We start from the raw sequence: 21,682 nt of genomic DNA on the forward strand, positions 1-21,682 counted from the left end.
AGGATTTTAATAATATTTTAATCGACTTTAATATTAAAGGACTTTTAGTATAAAATATCCTTTCTATTCAGTAGGTTTAAAATTATAATCATATAATAGGAAGTGAAAATGTGAACAAACACTTTCCTTTAATAGCATACTAAAGGAGAAAAAGTATGGAAAAATTAAAGAATTATCGTTTTCCTATTATACTATTGCTATCGATTTTACTTGGCGCAATTTTAGGTTTAGTCATGAAAGAAGGCGCTGTCATCTTACAGCCGATTGGCGATGTCTTTTTAAATCTTTTATTCACGATTATCGTTCCGCTGATATTCTTCACCATTTCATCTTCGATCGCAACGATGAATGGTGCAAAAAGATTAGGGAAAATTATTAGCTGGATGTTTGGAACCTTCTTGTTTACAGGACTTATTTCAGCGATTTATATGTATTTTGTCGTAAAGTTGGTGAATCCTGGTGAGGGTGTTAGTTTAAAACTGGTTAAACCAGAAGCGGCGGAGGAATTAAATCCGGTCGCACAAATCGTTAAAACTTTTACTGTACCAGACTTTGTTGAATTGTTCTCAAGGAGCAATATGCTGGCGCTCATTGTGATTTCTATTTTGGTTGGATTTGCTGCCCAATCAATTGGTGAACGCGGTAAGCCTTTTACCAGCTTTTTAAGCTCAGGTTCTGAGGTGATGATGAAGGTCGTATCCTTGATTATGTACTTAGCGCCAGTCGGTCTTGGAGCTTATTTTGCAACGCTGGTGGGACAGTATGGTCCGATTTTATTAGGCTCATATATCAAAGCAGGTATTACTTATTATGTGGCTTCGATCGTCTACTTCTTTATTGCCTTTACGATTTATGCCTTTATGGCAGGAAAGGGAAAAGGAATACGAGTGTTTTGGAGCAATATGCTTGCACCTTCGATTACGGCGCTTGCCACCTGCTCAAGTGCTGCGTCTATCCCTGTTAACTTAGAAGCTTCAAAAAGAATGGGAATCAAGCAGGATATTCGTGATACAACGATTCCATTAGGAGCAGCCTTGCACAAAGATGGGTCTGTTCTTGGCGGCGTATTAAAAATTGTCTTCCTGTTTGGGATTTTTGATATGAATAACACAGGAATTGGAACGTTTTTCTTAATTATCAGTGTATCTCTTTTAGTCGGAGCCGTAATGGGAGCAATTCCGAGCGGTGGGATGATTGGGGAAATGTTAATCCTAAGTCTATTTGGATTCCCTCCTGAGGCATTACCAATTATCGCAGCGATTTCTACGCTAATTGACCCGCCTGCTACGATGCTGAATGCAAGCGGCGATAATGTTGCGGGGATGATGGTTTCGAGGATGGTAGAAGGCAAGAATTGGCTTAAAAAAACGGCATAAAATAAGGGTGCTCCATCTTGGAGCACCCTTTGTAATTTAAATAACACCCTGTGCGATCATTGCATCTGCTACTTTTAAGAATCCTGCGATATTGGCGCCGACAACGAGGTTGCCTGGGTAGCCATATTCTTCGGCAGCATTCATACTGTTGCGATAGATATTGATCATAATTTGGTGCAATTTTGCATCGACTTCTTCAAAAGTCCAAGAAAGTCTTTGGCTATTTTGAGCCATTTCTAGAGCAGATACTGCTACACCGCCGGCATTTGCAGCTTTTCCAGGGGCAAATAAAATATCACTTTCTAAAAATACTTCAATCGCTTCAAGCGTGGATGGCATATTCGCACCTTCTCCAACCGCCTTTACGCCATTTGAAACAAGTAGTTTAGCTGCTGTGTGATCAATTTCATTTTGAGTTGCGCAAGGTAAGGCGATATCGCATGGAATCGACCAAATACCTGAGCAGCCTTCGAAGTATTGAGCTGCTGGATGCTCAAGAACATATTCACTGATTCTTTTACGTTCTACTTCTTTAATTCGTTTCACGGTTTCAAGTTTGATGCCTGATGGATCATAGATAAATCCGTTTGAATCGCTGCAGGCTACAACCTTTGCTCCAAGTTGGGTTGCTTTTTCAATCGCATAAATAGAAACGTTGCCTGAACCAGAAACGACTACTGTACTTCCTTCAAAGCTAAGGCCCTTATCAGCAAGCATTTCGTGTACAAAGTATACAGTCCCATAACCAGTGGCTTCTGTACGTGCTAAACTGCCGCCATAACCAAGTCCTTTACCAGTCAACACACCTGCTTCATAGGCACCGCGGATTTTTTTATACTGTCCAAACATATAACCGATTTCACGGGCACCTACGCCGATATCTCCTGCTGGTACATCGACATCAGGTCCAATATGTCGGTAAAGCTCTGACATGAAGCTTTGTGTAAAGCGCATGATTTCGTTATCTGATTTTCCTTTAGGATCAAAGTCAGAACCACCCTTTCCTCCGCCAATTGGCTGACCAGTAAGTGAGTTCTTAAGGATTTGCTCAAAGCCTAGGAATTTAATAATGCTTAAATTCACGGATGGGTGGAAGCGTAATCCGCCTTTATAAGGTCCGATTGCACTATTAAATTGAACACGGAAGCCTCGGTTTACTTGAACTTTTCCGTTATCATCAACCCAAGGAACACGGAAGGAAATGACTCTTTCAGGTTCTACGATTCTTTCAAGAATACTTTGCTCCATGTATTTTGGGTGTTTTGTAAAAACAGGAATCAGTGAGTCAAAAATTTCCTTAACGGCTTGTTGAAACTCAGATTCATATGGATTGCGGCACATTACTGAATTAAACACCTCATCCACATATTGAAGTGCTGTACTTTGATTATCTTGTTTTAACTGTTCAATTGTTTTCACGTTATCCACCTCTTAAATGAAAAATTAAATTTTTAAATTATTAGAATATTAATAAGGAATATTTTATAATTAAATAACAATCTAAACAATGCTAATAATAGATAACATTCATCTCGAAATGAGATGAATGGAGGTGAACTCTTTGGAATTAAGACAAATTCAGTACTTTATGGAAGTTGCCAAGCGAGAGCATGTTACGGAGGCAGCATTGGCTCTGGTATGCATGATTTCTTTTCCAGATTAGACCGATATCAAATGTAAAAGAAAGCCCAACTTTTCAGCTGGGCTTTCTTTTATGCTTTTTGTTCAAAAAGTTTCGTAATTTCGATGACTGTGTTTGTTGCTTTAATCATGTTATCAACTGAAATAAACTCATATTTTCCGTGGAAATTTTCCCCGCCTGTAAAAATATTTGGAGTTGGCAATCCCATATAGGATAGCTGTGAGCCATCTGTACCGCCGCGGATTGGTTTGATCAGCGGCTTAATGTCGAGGTTCTCCATTGCCTGCTGCGCAATGTCGACAATCTCCATAACCGGTTTGATTTTTTCCCCCATATTGTAATATTGGTCTTTTAATTCTAGAAGAATGGTATCCTTGCCATGTCTTTCATTGAGCAGGTTGACAATGTTCTGCATTCTGGTTTTTCTAGCTTCGAATATTTCCTTGTCATGATCTCGGATAATATAGTACAACTTCGTTTGCTCGACATCACCGTTAAAGGAAATCAGGTGGTAGAACCCTTCATAACCTTCCGTATGTTCAGGTGCTTCCAATACGGGCAGCTGGCTATGTAATTCCATGGCAATCTTCATTGAATTCACCATTTTGTCCTTCGCAGAACCTGGATGGATATTTGTTCCCTTGATTGTAATTTTTGCTGCCGCCGCATTGAAGCTTTCGTATTCTAACTCCCCAAGCGGACCGCCATCTACGGTATACGCATACTTGGCATTGAACGCCGCAACGTCAAACTTATGTGGACCTCTGCCAATTTCCTCATCGGGCGTGAACGCAACGCGGACCTTACCGTGCTTGATTTCTGGATGTTGTATCAGATGAGCCATTGCGGTCATGATTTCGGCAATCCCCGCTTTGTTGTCTGCACCTAACAGAGTCGTGCCATCCGTTGTGATCAGCGTGTGTCCTTTGTAGCTCGGCAGTGCTGGAAAATCCTTCGTTGACATGGTGACGTTTGGGTTAAGTGCGATATCGTTACCGTCATAGTTTTCAATGATCTGCGGGTTAACATTGGTGCCCGTGAAATCAGTTGCAGTATCGACATGAGCCAGGAACCCGATGGTTGGCACATCCTTATCACTATTGGACGGCAGGGTCGCCATCACATAGCCGTTATTGTCGATTGTTACCTCTTCCATCCCAATTGACTTTAACTCCTCCACCAGCATATTGGCTAATGTGAGCTGTCCTGATGTCGAAGGACAGTTTTCATTGCTCTCATTCGACTGTGTATCCACCTTTACATAGGAAGTAAACCTTTCAATAATCTCATTCTTCACGTTTGCAGCACTCCCCTTTCAATAATTTACCACTTAATAATAGCATGATGAGTGGGCCGGGTGGAAATGGGGGAATGGGGTTGCTGAAAAAAGGTATTTTTGGGTGGAATACTGGCGGGTGGCCGGAAACACTGGCGGATAGCAAGAAACACTGGCGGATGGCCGGAAACACTGGCGGATAGCGAGAAATACTGGCGGATAGCCAGAAACACTGGCGGATGGCTGAAAACACTGGCGGATAGCCAGAAACACTGGCGGATAGCAAGAAACACTGGCGGATAGCAAGAAACACTGGCGGATGGCCGGAAACACTGGTGGATGGCCGGAAACACTGGCGGATGGCCGGAAACACTGGCGGATGGCCGGAAACACTGGCGGATAGCGAGAAATACTGGCGGATAGCCGGAAACACTGGCGGATGGCGAGAAACACTGGCGGATGGCCGGAAACACTGGCGGATGGCCGGAAACACTGGCGGATGGCCGGAAACACTGGCGGATAGCAAGAAACACTGGCGGATAGCAAGAAACACTGGCGGATAGCAAGAAACACTGGCGGATAGCCGGAAACACTGGCGGATAGCAAGAAACACTGGCGGAAAGCCAGAAACACTGGCGGATGGCCGGAAACACTGGCTGATAAGAGCAATATTACCTTTTTTTAGAAAAATCCATCCTATAGGACCTATCTCTAAATTTGCCACAGGTTATCAAATCCATACTCAGTAAAATTCGCTTTGCGGTATGTATATCCACACCCAAAAACTCCCGGCACTCACGATTAGTAATACTCCTCTTCACCACTAGAAACCACTCGGCCAAGGTCGCCTGATGAGCCAGATGATTGTTCACATTACAAGTTGGACAATGCCAGGTTCGTGGTAATTTCTCCATCCCGATCTTCCCGCAGGCCACACACCGCACTCCAGGTTGAATATCCTCCAAGGGAATTTGGTACGATTCACAAATAGGTTTTGGTATATAGGTTTGATGGCTATTTAGTAGTTCCTTAGAAAGTCTATGAAACGCCGAAGGATCCAGCCCCTTTCCTTCCTGTGGAAGACCTTTAATAAATGGTGGAATCAGGTTAGGGAATAATACCTTGGTATTAGCAGGTGGAATTTCCACATGCTGCTTGGGATAGGCTAATACAATGGCACCATAAAGAGGAAAATCGATATTTCGCTGTGACAGCCAAGCCGACATAAGCTCCATATTCCGTTCTAATTGTACGACGGGACTCTCGTAATACTTTATCTGTCCGTCTTCCCGCTTTTGAATAAGCTGGGGCGGATTATCCCTGAATTCTAAACTGCCTGCCATATTTTTGGTTTCTAAAATAAGGACAAAATGGGGTGTTTTAAAAAGATGGTCCATTTGAAAGTAGGTATCTGAAGAAAGGGATAAATCGTGGAAAATGTTGTTTTTGAATGGAAATCGGTACTTTTGAAGGACTTCAGCAACCCGTTGCTCACCGCCAATACCTGCCTCAATACTCGATTGTTTTGAAGCAAGAGTAGAAATCATTGGATGCGTTTTGGAAAGCCTGCTTTGGGCAGCAATCAAGCCCTTTAATGTAAGAGAGTCAGAACGTTCTTTCATTTTTCACCTCCACATGTATCCTAGCACATCCTTCCCCTTAAATATATGAACTTCATAATTTTGTAAAAAATTTAACTTGTCTAGTATTGACCAGAGTAGTCAATAGGGATTAAACTAAGGTTGACTGAAGTGGTCAACGATAAATGGAAAGGGGGCTGCCAGTTTGTTTTCGAAGTTTTTTAACCTGGATTCTGAAAAACAGGACCGTATCATTAACGCAGCAATTAAGGAATTTGCCCAAAAGGGGTATGATAACGCCTCGACAAATGAAATGGTTAAAGAGGCTGGCATTTCAAAGGGACTTCTCTTTCATTATTTTAAGAACAAAAAGCAGTTGTTTTTCTTCCTGTTTGATTATTGCTACAACCTGGTTGCTGATGAGTTTTATAAAAAGGTCGATTTAACAGAGAGAGATTTTTTTAAGAGAATTCGCCAGGCAGTGCTGATAAAAATGGATTTGCAAACGCAATATCCAGATATTATAACGTTTATCCAAGAGGCTTTTATGCAGGATTCCCCAGAAATAAAAGAAGAGTTTGATAAAAAGAAACAGGAACTTAACGCTGTTAATATTGGAATTATTTATGATGGGATCGACCTCTCTAAATTCAGGGATGACGTTGATGTCCAGAAAATCCTAAAGATTATTTCATGGACGTTTGAAAAAATGAGTGATGACGAGCTCCTCAAGGCCAAGATGGTCCCTGGTCACAAGATTGATTATGAAAAGGTCTTTCTGGAAGCAGAAGAGTATTTTGAGATTTTCATTAAATGCTTTTATAAATAGGGGGCAGTGATGATGAATGTGATTGAGATTAAGAATCTAACAAAGACTTACGGCAAAGCAAGAGGAATCAGCGATATTAGCTTTTCTGTCGAGGAGGGTGAGATTTTTGGCTTTATCGGTCCGAATGGTGCAGGGAAATCGACCACGATTCGGACTCTCCTCTCCCTCATTTACCCTACCAGCGGCAGTGCGGCTATTTTTGGAAAGGATTCTGTCCAATTTGCTCCAGAAATCAAAAAGGAAATTGGCTATTTACCATCAGAAGTTTTCTATTACGACAATATGAAGGTCAAGGATCTATTAAACTATTCAGCTAGTTTTTATAAAAAGGATTGCAGTAAGAGAATAAAAGAGTTGGCTGAGATTATGGATTTAGATCTCACGAAAAAAATTGATGACCTTTCACTGGGAAATAAAAAGAAGGTCGGGATTGTTCAGGGGCTGCTACATGAGCCGAAACTGATTATTCTCGATGAACCTACTAGCGGACTAGACCCGCTCATGCAGCAGAAATTCTTTGAATTGCTTGAGGAAGAGAATAGGAAGGGCGCGACGATTCTGTTTTCCTCTCATATTTTAACCGAGGTTCAGCGGCTATGTAATCGTGTGGCAATTATTAAAGAAGGCAAGATTGTTACTGTTGAAAAGATAAGTACCTTGAAAGAAAACACGTATAAAAAGTTCAAAGTAGAAACAAAATCAATCCTGGATCCAAATTACTTCAACCTAGCAGGTGTGAATAAATTAGAGGTCAAGGCCAACCTTACCAGCTTCCTATTTAAAGGGAATATTAACGAAGTCATGAGGAAAATAGCGGACGTTGAAATTAGTAATCTATGGATTGAAGAGCCGGACCTTGAAGAGATTTTTATGCACTATTACGAAAAGGAGGCATAAAAGACGATGAACATTTTGTTGCATGAATTGAGGGCTTATCGAAAGTCTACGATTATTTGGACGATATCATTAGTTGCTATTGTAGCGCTGTTCATGTCATTTTTCCCTTCTTTTACAAAGGATACGGAGGAGTTTACAAAGCTGCTTGAAGGATATCCGGCGGCACTGAGAGAAGCATTCGGGATTAATCTCGATAATTTCTTTTCGATTCTTGGATTCTACTGTTATGGGCTTTCCTTTGTGACGCTTTGCGGAGCGATTCAGGCTATGAATCTAGGAACGAGTATAGTCAGTAAGGAGGTCCGCGAAAAAACAGCTGACTTCCTGCTAACGAAGCCTGTTACACGTACAGCTGTATTGAGTAACAAATTATTGGCAGCACTAATTTCAATTATACTAACCAATATTGTCTACTTAGCCGCGACGACACTCATTGCCTTTCAGGTAAAAACGGAGGATTTTAGTGTCAGTATTTTTATCCTCCTTTCATTGACAGTCTTTTTCGTACAGTTGATTTTTCTAGCAATCGGAATCATTATTTCTGTGATTGTTTCTAAGATAAAATCTGTGTTGACGATTTCGCTCGCAACCGTTTTTGCCTTTTACTTTTTAGGAATGTTCAGTGCTACCTCTGGTGATGAAGTGAAACGATATCTTTCTCCGTTTAAATATTTTGATACTGCTTATATCATTGAGAGCTCTGGTTATGAGATTCCCTTTTTAATCACCGGAGCAGTGGTTATTATTGCAGCGATTGGGGCTAGCTTTATGATTTATGCCAAAAAGGATATTCACTCGGTTTAACAAGGAGGGGTGATGCTAAAATGAATATATTTTTAAAAGAAATGAAGTCATATAGAAAATCGCTTGTTTTTTGGAGTATTGGCATTTTCCTTATGGTTGCATCAGGGATGGTTAAATATGAGAGTCTAGCTTCTTCTGGCCAGCACATGAATGAAATGCTGGCGGGAATGCCAAAATCTATGCTTGCCGTACTAGGTATAGGGGATTTTGATATTTCGACCGCAACCGGTTATTACGGGTTGCTGTTCATTTATTTGCTCTTAATGGCAACCATTCATGCTGCGATGCTCGGGGCAACGATAATTGCTAAAGAAGAACGCGACAAAACCTCGGAGTTTCTATTTGTTAAACCCGTATCAAGAAATCGGGTTATTACAGCAAAATTGCTGGCAGCTTTCTTAAATATCCTAATCTTGAATTTGGTTACCTTTGTTTCTTCAGTAGGATTGGTGGGGAAATACAGCAATGGTGAAGTGGTTACCAAGGATATTGCGATCACAATGGCTGGTATGTTCATTTTACAACTCCTATTTATGGTAATCGGCAGTTCCCTTGCAGCTGTTAAAAAGAAGTCAAAAAGTGCAGCTTCTTTAGCAACCGGCGTTCTTTTGCTTACGTATGTCATCTCGGTTGCGATTGACTTGAATGAAAAGATAGAAGGCTTAAAATACCTCACTCCGTTTAAATACTTTGAAGCGAAAAATGTAATGTTCGGCGGTGGGTTTGAGTTCATCTTTGTACTGTTATCAGGTATTCTAATTGCGGTCCTTACGGCGGTGACATTCTTATTTTTTAAAAAAAGAGATTTGAATGTGTGAGTATGCTTTTTAATAATATGGTGATAGTGTAAAATAGGGGAGTCGAATTGGAAATAGGAGGAATAGGATATGCAAAATGAAAACACTACACTACCGCCAAAATCATGCTCAGTTGAACGTTTAGTTACAATGGAAAGTGATGTTAAATTGGTGCTTTCCGGTAAGAAGACAGCAACAAGACGAAATGGAAGATATGCAGATCCAGGCGAAGTCATGACATTAGAAGGACGTAAATTTGTCGTAGAACGAGTTTACTCACAAAGCTTAGGTGAACTGACAGATGATGACGCTCGCAGTGAGGGTTTCTCGACGGTTGAAGAATATAAGCAATCGATTCTTGCTTATCACCCAGGAATGCCATGGCTTCCGCATATGCGCGTTTGGGTTCATGAGTTTCGCCCTCTAGAAGATTAAGTAAAAGTATGAGTTCTTTTCATAGGACTCATACTTTTTTTTGTTATAATATCTGTATTCAAAAGATTTCCATATGGGTGTCGGGGTGAAAAATTCATGGGGTTTTTAGCAAAATACATAAAGAAGTATTGGAAGTCTTTTAGCTTAGCAGTATTATTTTTAACCTTTGAAGCGGTTAGTGATTTGATGATGCCAACCATCATGGCAAAAATTATCGATGTCGGTGTCGCAGGCAGAGATTTAGATTATGTACTTAAAATGGGCGGATTAATGCTTTTGATTACGCTTTTTGGTGCGATTGCGGCTTCGACTAGAAGTATCATTGCCAGCAATGTCTCACAAAGCTTTGGGGCTGAGTTAAGGTCGGATCTATATAAAAAGATTCAAACGCTGTCCTTCAAAAATATTGATCGATTTGAACGCGCATCGTTAATCACAAGGCTGACCAATGATGTCACTCAGGTGCAGGTTTTTGCGAATGGCTTAATGCGAATTTTTGTTAAATCTCCGTTATTAGCGATCGGGGGCTTAATCATGGCAACCCGGTTAAATATCCATTTATCGGTCGTATTAATTGTCGTTGTCCCGATTGTGGCTATCTTTATCATTTTAAATCTAAGACTTGGATTCCCTATGTTTTCCAAAGTACAAAAGGCACTTGACCGGGTGAATGGCGTGATGCGTGAATATTTGTCCGGGGTACGTGTGGTCAAAGCGTTCAATCGTTTCGATGTCGAGGTAAACAAATTCGAGAAAACGAATGATGATTTTAAAAAGCAATCGATTGCTGCAACGAGGCTGATGGCTGTGTTCAGCCCGGCGATTATGCTGAGTGTTAACCTTGGAATTGTCGCTGTCCTCTGGATTGGCGGCTTCGGTGTGACAAATGGCAATGTTCAAGTAGGTCATATCATCGCATTTATTAACTACATGACCCAAATTCTGTTTTCACTGATGATGATTTCGATGGTATTTAATATGTTTGTCCGTGCGAAAACCTCTGCTGTAAGGATTAGCGAGGTATTTGTCCAGGAAGATGATCTAACTTGGAAAGATGAAGCGGGTGAAGCCGCTGTTGAACAAGGAAAAATTGAATTTGATCATGTAACATTTTCATATGAAGGGACAAGCGGTGAACCTGTGCTAAAAGATATTAACCTGACCATCCTGCCGGGAGAAACAGTCGGAATCATTGGTTCGACCGGCTCTGGTAAAAGCACCCTTGTCGGATTAATTCCCCGTTTTTATGATGTGAGTGCTGGCAGTATCAAAGTAGATGGTGAGGATATCCACCTTGTGGACCCAAAAAGACTAAGAGAAAAGATTGCTTTTGTTCCGCAAAAAAACATTCTTTTTACCGGGAGTGTGGAGGAAAACATCAAATGGGGAAAAGAAGATGCCTCAATGGAAGAAATTGAAAAGGCGGCAGAGATTGCTGGTGCACATGATTTTATCTCCTCCTCGAAAGAAGGGTATCAAACCAGGATAGGCCAAGGCGGTGTAAACTTTTCAGGGGGTCAAAAGCAGCGAATCTCGATCGCGAGGGCATTAATTAAAAACCCGAAAATTTTAATATTAGATGATAGCACCAGTGCAGTTGACGTTACCACGGAGGCAGGAATTAAGGCTGGATTAAAAAAATATGCAAAAGGGCTGACGTGTATCCTTATTGCCCAGCGGATTACCTCCATTATAGATGCTGATAAAATTGTTGTCATGGATCATGGTGAAATGGTCGGCATAGGAAAACATGAAGAATTAGTACGAAACTGCAAGGTTTACCAGGAAATCTATCAATCACAGGTGGGCAAGGAGGTGGCACTCTAAATGTCGAAGGCAGCAAATCAATCCAGTAACACACCACCTCCCCTCTCCATCCCGGGAAGACCCGGCGGTTTTGGAGGCGGCAATCGCCGGGGTGCCCCCATTGTAAAACCGAAGAACTTTAAAGAGACAATAAAGAGGTTATGGCATTATTTTGGAAATGAGAGAAAAATGCTTAGTATTGTGTTTTTACTCATTCTATTCAGCTCAGCACTATCATTGCTCTCTCCGTTTTTAATCGGAAAAGCGGTGGATGCGATAAGCCTTGAAAACAAAGTAGACTTTAATTTTCTAGAAGTGATGGTCATGATCCTGATCACTGCCTATATTTTAGATGGTGTGTTAACGTTTATGCAGGGCTGGTTGATGGCTGGTGTCTCACAAAGGATCGTAAAAAGGCTGCGGGATGCATTGTTTAAAAAGCTTCAAAATCTCCCAGTCTCCTTTTTTGACAAGCGGACACATGGAGAATTAATGAGCAGACTTTCAAATGATATCGATAATGTCAGCAGTACCATCTCGCAATCGACGACACAGCTGATGTCAGGGGTCATTGTGATTGTGGGTTCGTTTATTATGATGCTGATCCTTAGTCCGATTTTGACGGCAGCGAGTTTACTGACCGTTCCCCTTGTCTTTCTTTTAACCAAGAGTATTGCCAAAAGAACAAGTGTTTACTTTAAAGAACAGCAAATTCAGCTTGGGAAGTTAAATGGACAAATTGAAGAAACGATTTCAGGTATTGAGGTTGTTAAAGCATTTAATCATGAGGAGAAGGTTATTTCTGAATTTGAAGAGGTCAATCAAAAACTGCGTGAGGTTGGCCTTAAGGCGCAAATTTGGTCCGGCTTTCTGATGCCCATCATGAACGTGATTAATAATTTAGGCTTTGCGATTGTGGCCGTAACGGGAGGATTTCTTGCTGTAAAGGGCATGATTACCATCGGTGCGATTGCGAGTTTTATTACCTATTCGAGGCAGTTTGTCCGGCCGCTTAACGATCTTGCCCAAATTTTTAACATGCTGCAGTCCGGTGTAGCCGGTGCGGAGCGGGTTTTTGAAATTCTCGATGAGCAAGAGGAGCCTGATGATAGAAAGGATGCCATTGTGTTAGACAAGCCAAAGGGGCATGTTGTGTTTGATAATGTCAGCTTCGGCTATCGCGGGGATGTACCAATTTTAAAAAATGTTAGTTTTGAAAGTGATGTTGGGAGCAGCACGGCATTAGTCGGCCCTACTGGCGCGGGGAAAACGACGATTGTTAATTTATTGACACGTTTTTATGACGTCACAGAGGGCAGAATTTTGTTAGATGGTCATGATATTAGAGACTATACACGGGATAGCCTGCGAAGCTGTTTTGGATTTGTTCTGCAGGATACCTATCTGTTTTCAGGTAGTATTAAGGAGAATATTAAGTACGGTAAGCCTTCGGCAAGTGATGAGGAGGTTATCATGGCTGCGAAAATGGCCAATGCAGATTCTTTTATAAGACGTTTGCCCAACCAGTATGAAACATCCCTTTCAGAAAATGGCGGAAACTTAAGTCAAGGGCAGCGCCAATTGATTGCCATTGCCAGGGTTATTCTTGCAAAGCCTGCAGTCCTGATACTAGACGAGGCAACAAGCAGTATTGATACCCGTACAGAGCTTCATATTCAAGAGGCACTGTTAACTTTAATGGAGGGACGGACTAGTTTTATTATCGCGCATCGGTTAAACACGATTCGTGATGCGGATAGCATTATGGTGATTGAAAATGGTCAAATCCTAGAAAAGGGAAATCACGGCGAACTCATGAACCAGCAAGGGAAATATCATCATATGTTCTTTAATCAATTTAAAAATGTAGAAATTGCGGTAGATTAATGAAAGATCCTGCATTAGGGAATAATGTAGTCTTAAAGGGGGCTGTTTATGAAGAAGGAAGTTTCTAACCGGAAATTACTCTGGGTTTCCGGAACAGGCTGGATGTTTGATGCAATGGATGTCGGTATGCTTTCCTTCATTATTGCAGCATTGAAAGTAGAATGGGATTTATCGGCCGAACAAATGGGCTGGATTGGAAGTGTCCAATCGATCGGGATGGCTGTAGGAGCATTAATTTTCGGATTAATGGCAGACCGAGTCGGCCGGAAAAATGTTTTTATCATTACATTATTATTATTTTCAATTGGCAGTGGAATTTCAGCCTTTGCCACATCGATTGCCGTTTTTCTTATATTAAGATTTTTTATTGGGATGGGTCTTGGCGGTGAGCTTCCCGTTGCCTCGACACTTGTTTCTGAAAGTGTTCCTGCCGAAAAACGAGGACGAATTGTCGTGTTGCTCGAAAGCTTTTGGGCAGCTGGCTGGCTGATTGCTGCAGTCATTTCTTATTTTATTATTCCGAGGTTTGGCTGGTCGACGGCGTTGTTAATTAGTGCGACGCCTGCACTATATGCCTTATATTTACGAGTCGGCTTACCGGACTCACCGAGATTTGAAGCGATTAAGAAAAAAGAAAAGATTTCTCCGTTTCAAAGTCTTGCGAATCTATGGACGAATGAGTACCGCCGCCGTACTGCCATGCTTTGGATTGTGTGGTTTTGCGTGGTTTTCTCCTACTATGGAATGTTTCTATGGCTTCCAAGTGTGATGGTATTGAAAGGTTTTAGTCTAATCAAAAGCTTTGGATATGTTTTAATTATGACCCTTGCCCAATTACCGGGTTATTTTACAGCAGCATGGGCGATTGAAAAATTTGGCCGGAAATTTGTCTTGGCTGTCTATCTAATCGGAACGGCGATCAGTGCTTTTCTATTTGGAAATGCAGAGTCAACGGCCCTGTTAATCACCTCGGGCATTCTTTTATCCTTCTTTAACCTTGGGGCATGGGGAGGATTATATGCCTATACGCCGGAACAATATCCGACGATTATCCGTGGAACGGGTTCAGGATCGGCAGCGGCTTTTGGCCGGTTAGGCGGAGTGCTTGGACCGTTATTGGTTGGTTATTTAGTGGCACAAAATACATCCATCTCCACCATCTTTACAATCTTTTGTATATCGGTTTTCATTGCTGCCTTAGCCGTTATTTTTTTAGGAAAAGAAACGAAAAATAAAGTATTAGTATAATGTTTCGTTGAGGGAGATTTCCAAATGGGAGTCTCTCTTTTATTTTTTAACACAGCGTCATTTTATCCCTTTAAAGGGTGAAAGCTTTTGAAAGCCTTTTTATTCCTAGGATGATAGTTGGAGATAATTAAAATATTTATTTTTCAGAATTATATTAAAATAACGCATTTTACTACTAGACGAATAGGAATTTATTTTGTACAATGTTTTCAGAATATTATCTTTTTTTAAACATCTTTTTGGGTAAACATCGAGTAAAAAGGGGAATTTTATTCAAATTTAGGGGGTATAGACAGTGAGAAAGAAAAAACTTGCAGGTATTTTTATGTCGTTCATGATGGCGGCGGGTGTGTTAGCAGGCTGTGCGGGTTCTTCCAGTACAAGCGGTGAAAAAGACAGCGAAATAATTAAAATTGGTGCTAACCTTGAACTTTCAGGCGGAGTGGCTTCTTATGGTCAGTCGATTGAAGAAGGTATCAAATTAGCATTAGAAGAAATCAATAAAGAAGGCATTGACGGGAAGAAGCTAGAGCTTGTAACCTTTGATAATAAATCTGATGCCGCGGAAGCAACAAGCGGTACAACTAAGTTAATCAGCCAAGATAAGGTATCAGCCATTATCGGTGCGGCAACAAGTACAAACACATTAGCACAAGTACAAATTGCTCAGAAAAATAAGATTCCTTTGCTAACACCAACTGGAACAAATCCAACCATTACGAATAAAGACGGTGTCCTAAGTGACTTCGTATTCCGTACTTGCTTCATCGACCCTTTCCAAGGAACTGTTGCAGCAAACTTTGCTTCGAAAGATCTTAAGGTGAAAAATGCAGCGATTATTATCGATAGCTCAAGTGACTACGCAAAAGGACTTGCAGCGGCATTCACAGAAGCATTTGAAGCAAATGGCGGAAAAATTGTGAAAGAAGAAGCTTATGTTGCGAAGGATACAGATTTCAATGCAATCTTAACCAACATTAAATCTTCAAATCCTGATTTTATTTTCCTTCCTGGATATTATGAGGAAGTCGGCTTAATTATTAAACAAGCTCGTGCCCTTGGTATTGAAGCTCCATTTATGGGCGGAGATGGCTGGGATTCTCCTAAACTAGTAGAAATCGCTGGCGCTGATCCATTAAACAATACGTTCATCACGAACCACTATTCTTCTGGTGACTCTGATCCAAAAGTACAAGATTTCGTTAAAGCATTTGAAGCAAAATATGATGGTAAATCTCCTGATGCCTTTAATGCATTAGGCTATGACTCACTATACTTCCTTGCAGATGCGATTAAGCGTGCTGGAAGTGCTGACCCTGAAAAGATTCAAAAAGCACTTGAAGAAACAGATGGTCTGCAGTTAGTTTCTGGAACGATGAAGCTGGATAAAAACCACGATCCAATTAAATCTGCCGTAATCCTTGAATATAAAGGCGGAAAGCAAGAATTTAATACTAAAGTTGATCCTGAATAAAAAGAAAAGTGGAAGCGCTTAAGCGCTGGAGCTAGACAAATAAAATAGTGAACAAAAAGAATAGGGAGCGATAGTGCCTCCCTTTTCCTTATTTAGATGATATTTTCCTTATTTTAGGAGGAGACTTAGACATGGAATTTTTACAACAGCTGGTCAACGGGGTGTCGTTAGGCAGTATTTATGCCTTGATTGCCCTTGGTTACACGATGGTTTACGGAATTGTAAAATTAATTAACTTTGCCCATGGAGACGTCTTCATGGTCGGTGCCTTTATCGGCTTTTACTCTATTACGATACTAGACTTGGGATTCTTCCCTTCCCTGCTTATTTCCATGGCCGTTTGTGCCATCCTAGGGGTTCTTATTGAAAGAATTGCCTACAAACCTTTGCGTAATGCCACGAGGATTGCGGCTCTTATTACGGCAATTGGGGTATCATTGTTAATTGAATATGGAGTCATTTATGTCCGCGGTGCCCAGCCTGAAGCATATCCTGGTGACTTAATCCCGGCAACAAGCTTAGATTTCCTAGGTGTAACGGTAAGCAGTCAGTCGCTGCTAATTTTAGGTACCTCTGTAGTATTAATGATCTTATTACAATTTATCGTTCATAAAACAAAGATTGGAAAAGCCATGCGTGCTGTTTCCCATGATATGGATGCGGCAAGATTGATGGGAATTAACGTTAACAATACGATTTCCGCAACATTCGCCATTGGGTCAGCGTTAGCGGGTGCAGCTGGTGTTGCTTTCGGAATGTATTATACAAAAATTGAACCATTAATGGGAATTATCCCTGGCCTGAAAGCCTTCGTTGCAGCCGTATTAGGCGGTATTGGAATTATTCCAGGTGCAATGGTTGGCGGTTTGTTATTAGGTGTCATCGAGTCACTGGTAAGTGCAGCAGGCTTCTCACTTTGGCGAGATGGTGTGGCATTTGTCGTATTGATCTTAATTTTGATTTTCCGTCCAGCCGGTTTATTCGGTAAAAATGTACGGGAAAAAGTGTAAGGGGGGCTATAGCGATGAATATACTCAAAGGTGCGAAAGGTTTTTGGTCATCAATCGTTTTAGCCATTGTTTTTGGTGTTGTGATGCAATTTTTAATTACCGGAGAAATAATTAACTTTTTCTATGTGAACACGCTATACTTTATTGGGATTAATATTATTCTTGCTGCCAGCTTACATTTGATTATTGGAATTACTGGACAGTTTTCGATTGGACATGCAGGCTTCCTGGCTGTGGGTGCATATGCCTCTGCCATTATTACAATGAAATTAGAACTTCCCTTCTCTCTTGGTCTATTAGCGGGAGGAGTAGCAGCTGCGATTGCAGGCTTAATTATTGGAATTCCTACACTTCGGCTAAAAGGAGATTATCTAGCGATTGCCACACTTGGGTTTGGTGAAATTGTCCGGATTGTCTTTTTAAATATTGAATATGTTGGCGGAGCAAGCGGGATGACCGTTACCCAGCTTACGACTTGGCCATGGCTATTTGGAAGTATCCTTCTAACACTTCTTGTCATCAGAAACTTTACCAATTCAACTCATGGACGAGCCTGTATTTCTGTCAGAGAAAATGAAATTGCAGCGGACGCCATGGGGATTAACACAACTTACTATAAGGTGGTCGCGTTTGCCATCGGAGCCTTTTTTGCTGGTGTCGCAGGTGCTTTATATGCACATAACTTTTTCATTATCCAGCCGACAAACTTCGGTTTCTTAAAATCGTTTGATATCTTAATCTTTGTGGTTCTTGGCGGGTTAGGAAGTATGTCTGGTGCGGTACTGGCTGCGATTCTCCTAACAATCGTTTCGACATACTTGCAAAGCTTTCCTGAATTACGAATGATTATTTATAGCTTAGTATTGGTACTGATGATGCTTTACCGTCCACAGGGAATTATGGGAACAAGAGAATTGACCTCATTCTTTAAGTTTGGCAAGTCTGCAAAAGGAGGAGTCAACTCATGAAAGTAAACACCCCGTTGCTTAAAGTAAATAATGCAGGTATCCGTTTTGGCGGATTAAAGGCTGTTTCAGATGTGAATCTCGAATTGAAGCAAGGCGAATTAGTAGGGTTGATTGGACCAAATGGTGCCGGAAAAACGACCTTTTTCAACCTGTTAACTGGGGTATATGTACCTACAGAAGGCAGTATTGAATTAGACGGAGATAAATTAAATGGTTTAGCACCCTATAAGATTACCAAAAAAGGAATAAGCAGAACCTTTCAAAACATTCGGTTGTTTAGTGAATTGTCTGTGCTTGATAATGTTAAGGTGGCTTACCACTCATTGGCAAAGCATTCGATCATGAGTTCAATCTTCCGCCTCCCTAAGCACTTTTCAGAAGAAAAGTATATGGAAGAAAAGGCAATTGAATTTTTGAAGATTTTTAATTTAGATAATGTCATGCATGAGACGGCAAAGAATCTCCCGTACGGTCAGCAGCGCCGTCTAGAGATTGCGAGAGCGCTCGCGGCCAATCCCAAGCTTTTGCTGCTGGACGAACCTGCAGCGGGTATGAATCCACAGGAAACAGAAGAATTAATGAATTTAATTGCGTTAATTCGTAAAAGGTTTGATTTAACAATCCTTTTAATTGAGCATGACATGCTCCTTGTAATGGGTGTATGTGAGCGAATTTATGTACTAGACCACGGTCAGCTTATTGCAGATGGGACTCCTGAACAAATCAGAAATAATCCAAAAGTCATCGAAGCGTATCTTGGGGAGGAGGTTTCGTAATGCTGAAAATTGAGGATATCAACGTGTACTATGGTAATATTCATGCCTTAAAGGGCGTTTCTCTTGATATTAATGAAGGGGAAATCGTTACCTTAATTGGAGCGAATGGCGCGGGGAAAAGTACGCTGTTAAAAACGATTTCCGGGTTACTTAAACCAAAGAACGGAAATATCTTGTTTGAAGGTCAATCCATTTCAGGTAAGGTAGCTCAGTCCATCGTGAAACAAGGACTTTCCCATGTTCCTGAAGGTCGTCGTGTGTTTGCCAACATGTCTGTAGAAGAGAATCTTGAATTAGGAGCTTATTTACGGAAGGATAAGCAAGGGATTAAGGAGGACTTTGAAAAGGTTTATAACCTTTTCCCTCGTCTTCTCGAACGGCGTAAGCAGCTGTCTGGTACGTTATCAGGCGGTGAGCAGCAAATGCTGGCAATGGGCAGAGCCTTGATGGCTCGGCCGAAGCTCTTACTATTGGACGAACCCTCCATGGGGCTGGCACCACTTTTAGTTAAGACGATTTTTCGGATTATCGAAGAAATCAATCAGTCAGGCACTACGATTCTGTTGGTTGAGCAAAATGCAAACATGGCGTTATCCATCGCTGACCGCGCCTATGTAATCGAGACCGGAAAAATCGTGATCTCAGGCTCTTCTGAGGAGTTAAACCAAAGCGACCAAATACGAATGGCCTACCTGGGCGGCCATTAATAGAAGGAAAAAGGCGTGTGAGTTTAAATTCACACGTCTTTTTGCGGATTATGGAAAACACTCTCGGATAGCAGAAACATTCTCTTACATTTTTGCCTTTTGTTGTTCAGTTTCTAGTTTAAATTGATGGCGAAGCTTTGGTTGTAAGGAATGTTTGATTTTTATTACATACTCTTCATAGAGCTGCTCTAAACCAACTAATGCAAGGGAGAAAAAGTTCGCATAATTCTTTTGGACTTCCCACTTTAACTCGTTCTTACCGCAAATACTATATTTATTTAACTCTTCAATTTCCTTCTGAATTAAATCCAATTCCGCCTTCTGCTCTTCTTCAGGCAGCGAAAGAACATAATCAATTTTTTCAATATAGGCTTGTGATTTTTCAATTTTGCCTTTGATTTCCTCGTAGCCAGCTTGATCAATTAGACCGTATTTTGATTTAAACACATTTAATTTTTGAGCAGAATCATAGGTAGATCTTACGATATCATCACGTGTCATTTGTGTCGTTTCATAGCTGAGCATATGCTTCCAGGATGGCTGGGTAATCGCCTTGCGGTGGTCCTCAAGGGTATGACAGAATTTCTTAAAGCCATGAAGCTCTGGATTTTCAAATGCCGGGCTTGCAGGGTCAAGGAACGGTGCAAGCGGAGCCACAAAGTAGAAAAGTCTAGGGTCTTGATTGCAGGCAAGGTGGATTTCCTCACAAAAATCAATATTTTCAATGGCACTTTGATAGGTTTGACTAGGAATACCTGTCATAAAGAACAAGTCTATTTTTTTAGCACCATGCTTTAAGGCAAAGTTAAGCGTTTCGATTACTTTAGGGTTGGTACAATTGAATTTTCCATTATAACGTCTAATTTTTTCATCATGAGTTTCCAGGGTAATCTCAATACTGTATTTAGAACAGCTGTCATTCATCATTTGGAAAAACTCTTCGCCGGCGTATTGGAATAATTCAAAGACGATTTCATTTTTAAGATTAAGCTGCTTAAGACGGCTAAAGAACTCTTTTACATATTCACGGCCGCCTTGCCTTAGATCATGCAGAATAAAGATTGGTGCACGGCTAAAGCGTGAAATAAACTGAATGTCATCAATAAGCTTTTCTGGTGAACGCAGTGCTAGAGAGCTTCTTCCACAGTTTTGATCATAGGCATCCTTTGAACCGCCGCAGATGAGACAGTTTTGCGAACAGCCTCTTGCTGTTAGTAACGCAGTGTTGGGATATTCAAGCCAGCCCTTGTATGGCAGTGGATCCAGGAAGTTGCGATATTTAAACACGGATCGGACTGTATAGCGATAGCCTGGTACGTCAAGATCATCTAAATCCTTTGGTACGTAAGTAATAGGATTATAGCCAATTTCGCTGCCTTTTTTCCAGGTCAAGTTTGGAATGTCAGCATAATGAGTATTTCCGAGTTCTAATTTATTCATTAAGAGAAGCATAAGCTTTTCTGTTGAGTCCCCGCGCATAACGAAATCAATAAATGGATAATCAATTAGCTCTTTATGATAATAGGTAGCGGATAAGCCTCCAAAAATCATCGGTGTATCAGGGTGCATTTTTTTAACAATTTTAGCTAATTCAATACTGCCGTGTGCATGTGGCAGCCAGTGCAGGTCAATTCCGAAGGCACGTGTATTGATTTTTTTAAGCTTCTTTTCTACATCGAATTTCTCACTCATCAGCATCCGGTTGGCAATGTTGATAATTTTAACGCGAAGTCCATACCGTTCTAAATAGTCAGCAATACTTGTTAATCCAATGGGATACATTTCAAATACTGGTGATGACGGTACTACATCGCTTATGGGTCCTGCAAGCAGGGAATTTTTTCGAAAGTCATAAACACTTGGTGCGTGTAAAAGGACTAAATCATACTTCATATAAGCCACCCTTTTCTATTTTAAATATATATAGTAATTATTGTGAAGAAGTTCACATGATTTCTTTGTATTAACTGTGACTAAGGGATTAACCTGATAAATGGTTTCCTCATTCACAACTGTAAGTATTTTCTAGCTACCTTTATTTTACTATAATGATGGATTTATAGAGTGACAAACGGGTGACAACAATGTGGAGATTAGGTGTATGGTTGGGCTTTATAGAGTATGGCTGACCACTCACCATGTTAGGCAGAAAACATATAGTAGAGGGAAA

18 protein-coding genes and 1 pseudogene are annotated in these 21,682 nt (G+C 40.9%); 14 read left to right on the plus strand and 5 right to left on the minus strand.

Annotated features, from left to right (window positions below; all coding sequences use genetic code 11):
- Window positions 1-155: 155 nt before the first annotated feature.
- Window positions 156-1,376 carry a dicarboxylate/amino acid:cation symporter gene (locus tag MLOOGBEN_RS09160; protein WP_179157959.1) on the plus strand — a complete coding sequence of 407 codons (1,221 nt, stop codon included), beginning with the start codon at window positions 156-158 and terminating at the stop codon, window positions 1,374-1,376.
- 36 nt (window positions 1,377-1,412) lie between these two features.
- Here MLOOGBEN_RS09160 and gdhA read toward each other — a convergent pair whose 3' ends face one another.
- The 4 genes from gdhA to MLOOGBEN_RS09180 all read right to left on the minus strand — a co-directional run bounded on the left by gdhA (window position 1,413) and on the right by MLOOGBEN_RS09180 (window position 5,916).
- Entirely contained in the window at window positions 1,413-2,795 is a 1,383-nt protein-coding gene (gdhA, locus tag MLOOGBEN_RS09165; RefSeq protein WP_179157960.1) for an NADP-specific glutamate dehydrogenase, read from the minus strand.
- A gap of 293 nt (window positions 2,796-3,088) precedes the next feature.
- Entirely contained in the window at window positions 3,089-4,315 is a 1,227-nt protein-coding gene (gene pepT / locus MLOOGBEN_RS09170) for a peptidase T (protein ID WP_179157961.1), read from the minus strand.
- Entirely contained in the window at window positions 4,305-5,018 is a 714-nt protein-coding gene (locus MLOOGBEN_RS09175) for a hypothetical protein (protein WP_179157962.1), read from the minus strand. The genes pepT and MLOOGBEN_RS09175 overlap by 11 nt, the downstream gene beginning before the upstream one ends.
- The gene (locus MLOOGBEN_RS09180) at window positions 4,966-5,916 is read right to left on the minus strand and encodes an NERD domain-containing protein (protein WP_256989019.1); all 951 of its coding nucleotides are present in this window, start codon (window positions 5,914-5,916) and stop codon (window positions 4,966-4,968) included. Before MLOOGBEN_RS09180 ends, MLOOGBEN_RS09175 begins: the two co-directional genes overlap by 53 nt.
- 163 nt (window positions 5,917-6,079) lie before the next feature.
- Between MLOOGBEN_RS09180 and MLOOGBEN_RS09185 the strand changes: the two genes are divergently transcribed.
- The 13 genes and pseudogenes from MLOOGBEN_RS09185 (at window position 6,080) to MLOOGBEN_RS09245 (ending at window position 19,512) form a co-directional block, all read left to right on the plus strand.
- A complete protein-coding gene (locus MLOOGBEN_RS09185; protein ID WP_179157963.1) occupies window positions 6,080-6,703 on the plus strand; it encodes a TetR/AcrR family transcriptional regulator in 624 nt (207 codons plus the stop codon).
- Window positions 6,704-6,715: 12 nt separating this feature from the next.
- Window positions 6,716-7,600 carry an ABC transporter ATP-binding protein gene (locus MLOOGBEN_RS09190; RefSeq protein ID WP_179157964.1) on the plus strand — a complete coding sequence of 295 codons (885 nt, stop codon included), beginning with the start codon at window positions 6,716-6,718 and terminating at the stop codon, window positions 7,598-7,600.
- A 6-nt stretch (window positions 7,601-7,606) separates the two neighbouring features.
- Entirely contained in the window at window positions 7,607-8,404 is a 798-nt protein-coding gene (locus MLOOGBEN_RS09195) for an ABC transporter permease subunit (RefSeq protein WP_179157965.1), read from the plus strand.
- Window positions 8,405-8,424: 20 nt separating this feature from the next.
- Window positions 8,425-9,222, plus strand: a complete 798-nt coding sequence (locus tag MLOOGBEN_RS09200; protein ID WP_179157966.1) for an ABC transporter permease subunit — start codon at window positions 8,425-8,427, stop codon at window positions 9,220-9,222.
- A 69-nt stretch (window positions 9,223-9,291) separates the two neighbouring features.
- Window positions 9,292-9,636, plus strand: a complete 345-nt coding sequence (locus MLOOGBEN_RS09205) for an ASCH domain-containing protein (protein ID WP_179157967.1) — start codon at window positions 9,292-9,294, stop codon at window positions 9,634-9,636.
- Window positions 9,637-9,732: 96 nt separating this feature from the next.
- The gene (locus MLOOGBEN_RS09210) at window positions 9,733-11,463 is read left to right on the plus strand and encodes an ABC transporter ATP-binding protein (protein WP_179157968.1); all 1,731 of its coding nucleotides are present in this window, start codon (window positions 9,733-9,735) and stop codon (window positions 11,461-11,463) included.
- Entirely contained in the window at window positions 11,464-13,329 is a 1,866-nt protein-coding gene (locus MLOOGBEN_RS09215) for an ABC transporter ATP-binding protein (protein ID WP_179157969.1), read from the plus strand.
- A gap of 48 nt (window positions 13,330-13,377) precedes the next feature.
- Complete coding sequence (locus tag MLOOGBEN_RS09220; RefSeq protein ID WP_306430735.1) at window positions 13,378-14,577, plus strand: MFS transporter; 1,200 nt, start codon at window positions 13,378-13,380, stop codon at window positions 14,575-14,577.
- 295 nt (window positions 14,578-14,872) lie between these two features.
- Window positions 14,873-16,051 carry an ABC transporter substrate-binding protein gene (locus tag MLOOGBEN_RS09225; protein ID WP_179157970.1) on the plus strand — a complete coding sequence of 393 codons (1,179 nt, stop codon included), beginning with the start codon at window positions 14,873-14,875 and terminating at the stop codon, window positions 16,049-16,051.
- A 131-nt stretch (window positions 16,052-16,182) separates the two neighbouring features.
- A complete protein-coding gene (locus MLOOGBEN_RS09230) occupies window positions 16,183-17,061 on the plus strand; it encodes a branched-chain amino acid ABC transporter permease (protein WP_179157971.1) in 879 nt (292 codons plus the stop codon).
- Window positions 17,062-17,075: 14 nt separating this feature from the next.
- Window positions 17,076-18,051 (plus strand): annotated as a pseudogene (locus MLOOGBEN_RS09235) (branched-chain amino acid ABC transporter permease).
- Window positions 18,044-18,805: an ABC transporter ATP-binding protein gene (locus MLOOGBEN_RS09240; protein ID WP_464869457.1), complete on the plus strand. Its 762-nt coding sequence runs from the start codon at window positions 18,044-18,046 to the stop codon at window positions 18,803-18,805. Before MLOOGBEN_RS09235 ends, MLOOGBEN_RS09240 begins: the two are co-directional and overlap by 8 nt.
- Window positions 18,805-19,512, plus strand: coding sequence for an ABC transporter ATP-binding protein (locus MLOOGBEN_RS09245; protein WP_179157974.1), 708 nt, complete (start codon window positions 18,805-18,807; stop codon window positions 19,510-19,512). Before MLOOGBEN_RS09240 ends, MLOOGBEN_RS09245 begins: the two co-directional genes overlap by 1 nt.
- 84 nt (window positions 19,513-19,596) lie before the next feature.
- On the opposite strand, the gene MLOOGBEN_RS09250 is transcribed toward MLOOGBEN_RS09245, so the two are convergent.
- Window positions 19,597-21,405 (minus strand): TIGR04190 family B12-binding domain/radical SAM domain protein, encoded by a 1,809-nt coding sequence (locus MLOOGBEN_RS09250; RefSeq protein WP_179157975.1) that lies wholly within the window; start codon window positions 21,403-21,405, stop codon window positions 19,597-19,599.
- Window positions 21,406-21,682 lie beyond the last annotated feature (277 nt).

Source organism: Bacillus sp. EB106-08-02-XG196, assembly GCF_013396335.1.
Classification (GTDB): Bacteria; Bacillota; Bacilli; order Bacillales; family Cytobacillaceae; genus Neobacillus.

Bases quoted from the DNA above. Each gene is read 5' to 3' on its own strand.
- MLOOGBEN_RS09195 (WP_179157965.1), top strand. From the start codon at position 7,607: ATGAACATTTTGTTGCATGAATTGAGGGCTTATCGAAAGTCTACGATT.
- MLOOGBEN_RS09160 (WP_179157959.1), top strand. From the start codon at position 156: ATGGAAAAATTAAAGAATTATCGTTTTCCTATTATACTATTGCTATCG.
- MLOOGBEN_RS09180 (WP_256989019.1), bottom strand. From the start codon at position 5,916: ATGAAAGAACGTTCTGACTCTCTTACATTAAAGGGCTTGATTGCTGCC.
- MLOOGBEN_RS09205 (WP_179157967.1), top strand. From the start codon at position 9,292: ATGCAAAATGAAAACACTACACTACCGCCAAAATCATGCTCAGTTGAA.
- MLOOGBEN_RS09230 (WP_179157971.1), top strand. From the start codon at position 16,183: ATGGAATTTTTACAACAGCTGGTCAACGGGGTGTCGTTAGGCAGTATT.
- MLOOGBEN_RS09210 (WP_179157968.1), top strand. From the start codon at position 9,733: ATGGGGTTTTTAGCAAAATACATAAAGAAGTATTGGAAGTCTTTTAGC.
- MLOOGBEN_RS09245 (WP_179157974.1), top strand. From the start codon at position 18,805: ATGCTGAAAATTGAGGATATCAACGTGTACTATGGTAATATTCATGCC.
- MLOOGBEN_RS09200 (WP_179157966.1), top strand. From the start codon at position 8,425: ATGAATATATTTTTAAAAGAAATGAAGTCATATAGAAAATCGCTTGTT.
- MLOOGBEN_RS09220 (WP_306430735.1), top strand. From the start codon at position 13,378: ATGAAGAAGGAAGTTTCTAACCGGAAATTACTCTGGGTTTCCGGAACA.
- MLOOGBEN_RS09190 (WP_179157964.1), top strand. From the start codon at position 6,716: ATGAATGTGATTGAGATTAAGAATCTAACAAAGACTTACGGCAAAGCA.
- MLOOGBEN_RS09250 (WP_179157975.1), bottom strand. From the start codon at position 21,405: ATGAAGTATGATTTAGTCCTTTTACACGCACCAAGTGTTTATGACTTT.
- MLOOGBEN_RS09215 (WP_179157969.1), top strand. From the start codon at position 11,464: ATGTCGAAGGCAGCAAATCAATCCAGTAACACACCACCTCCCCTCTCC.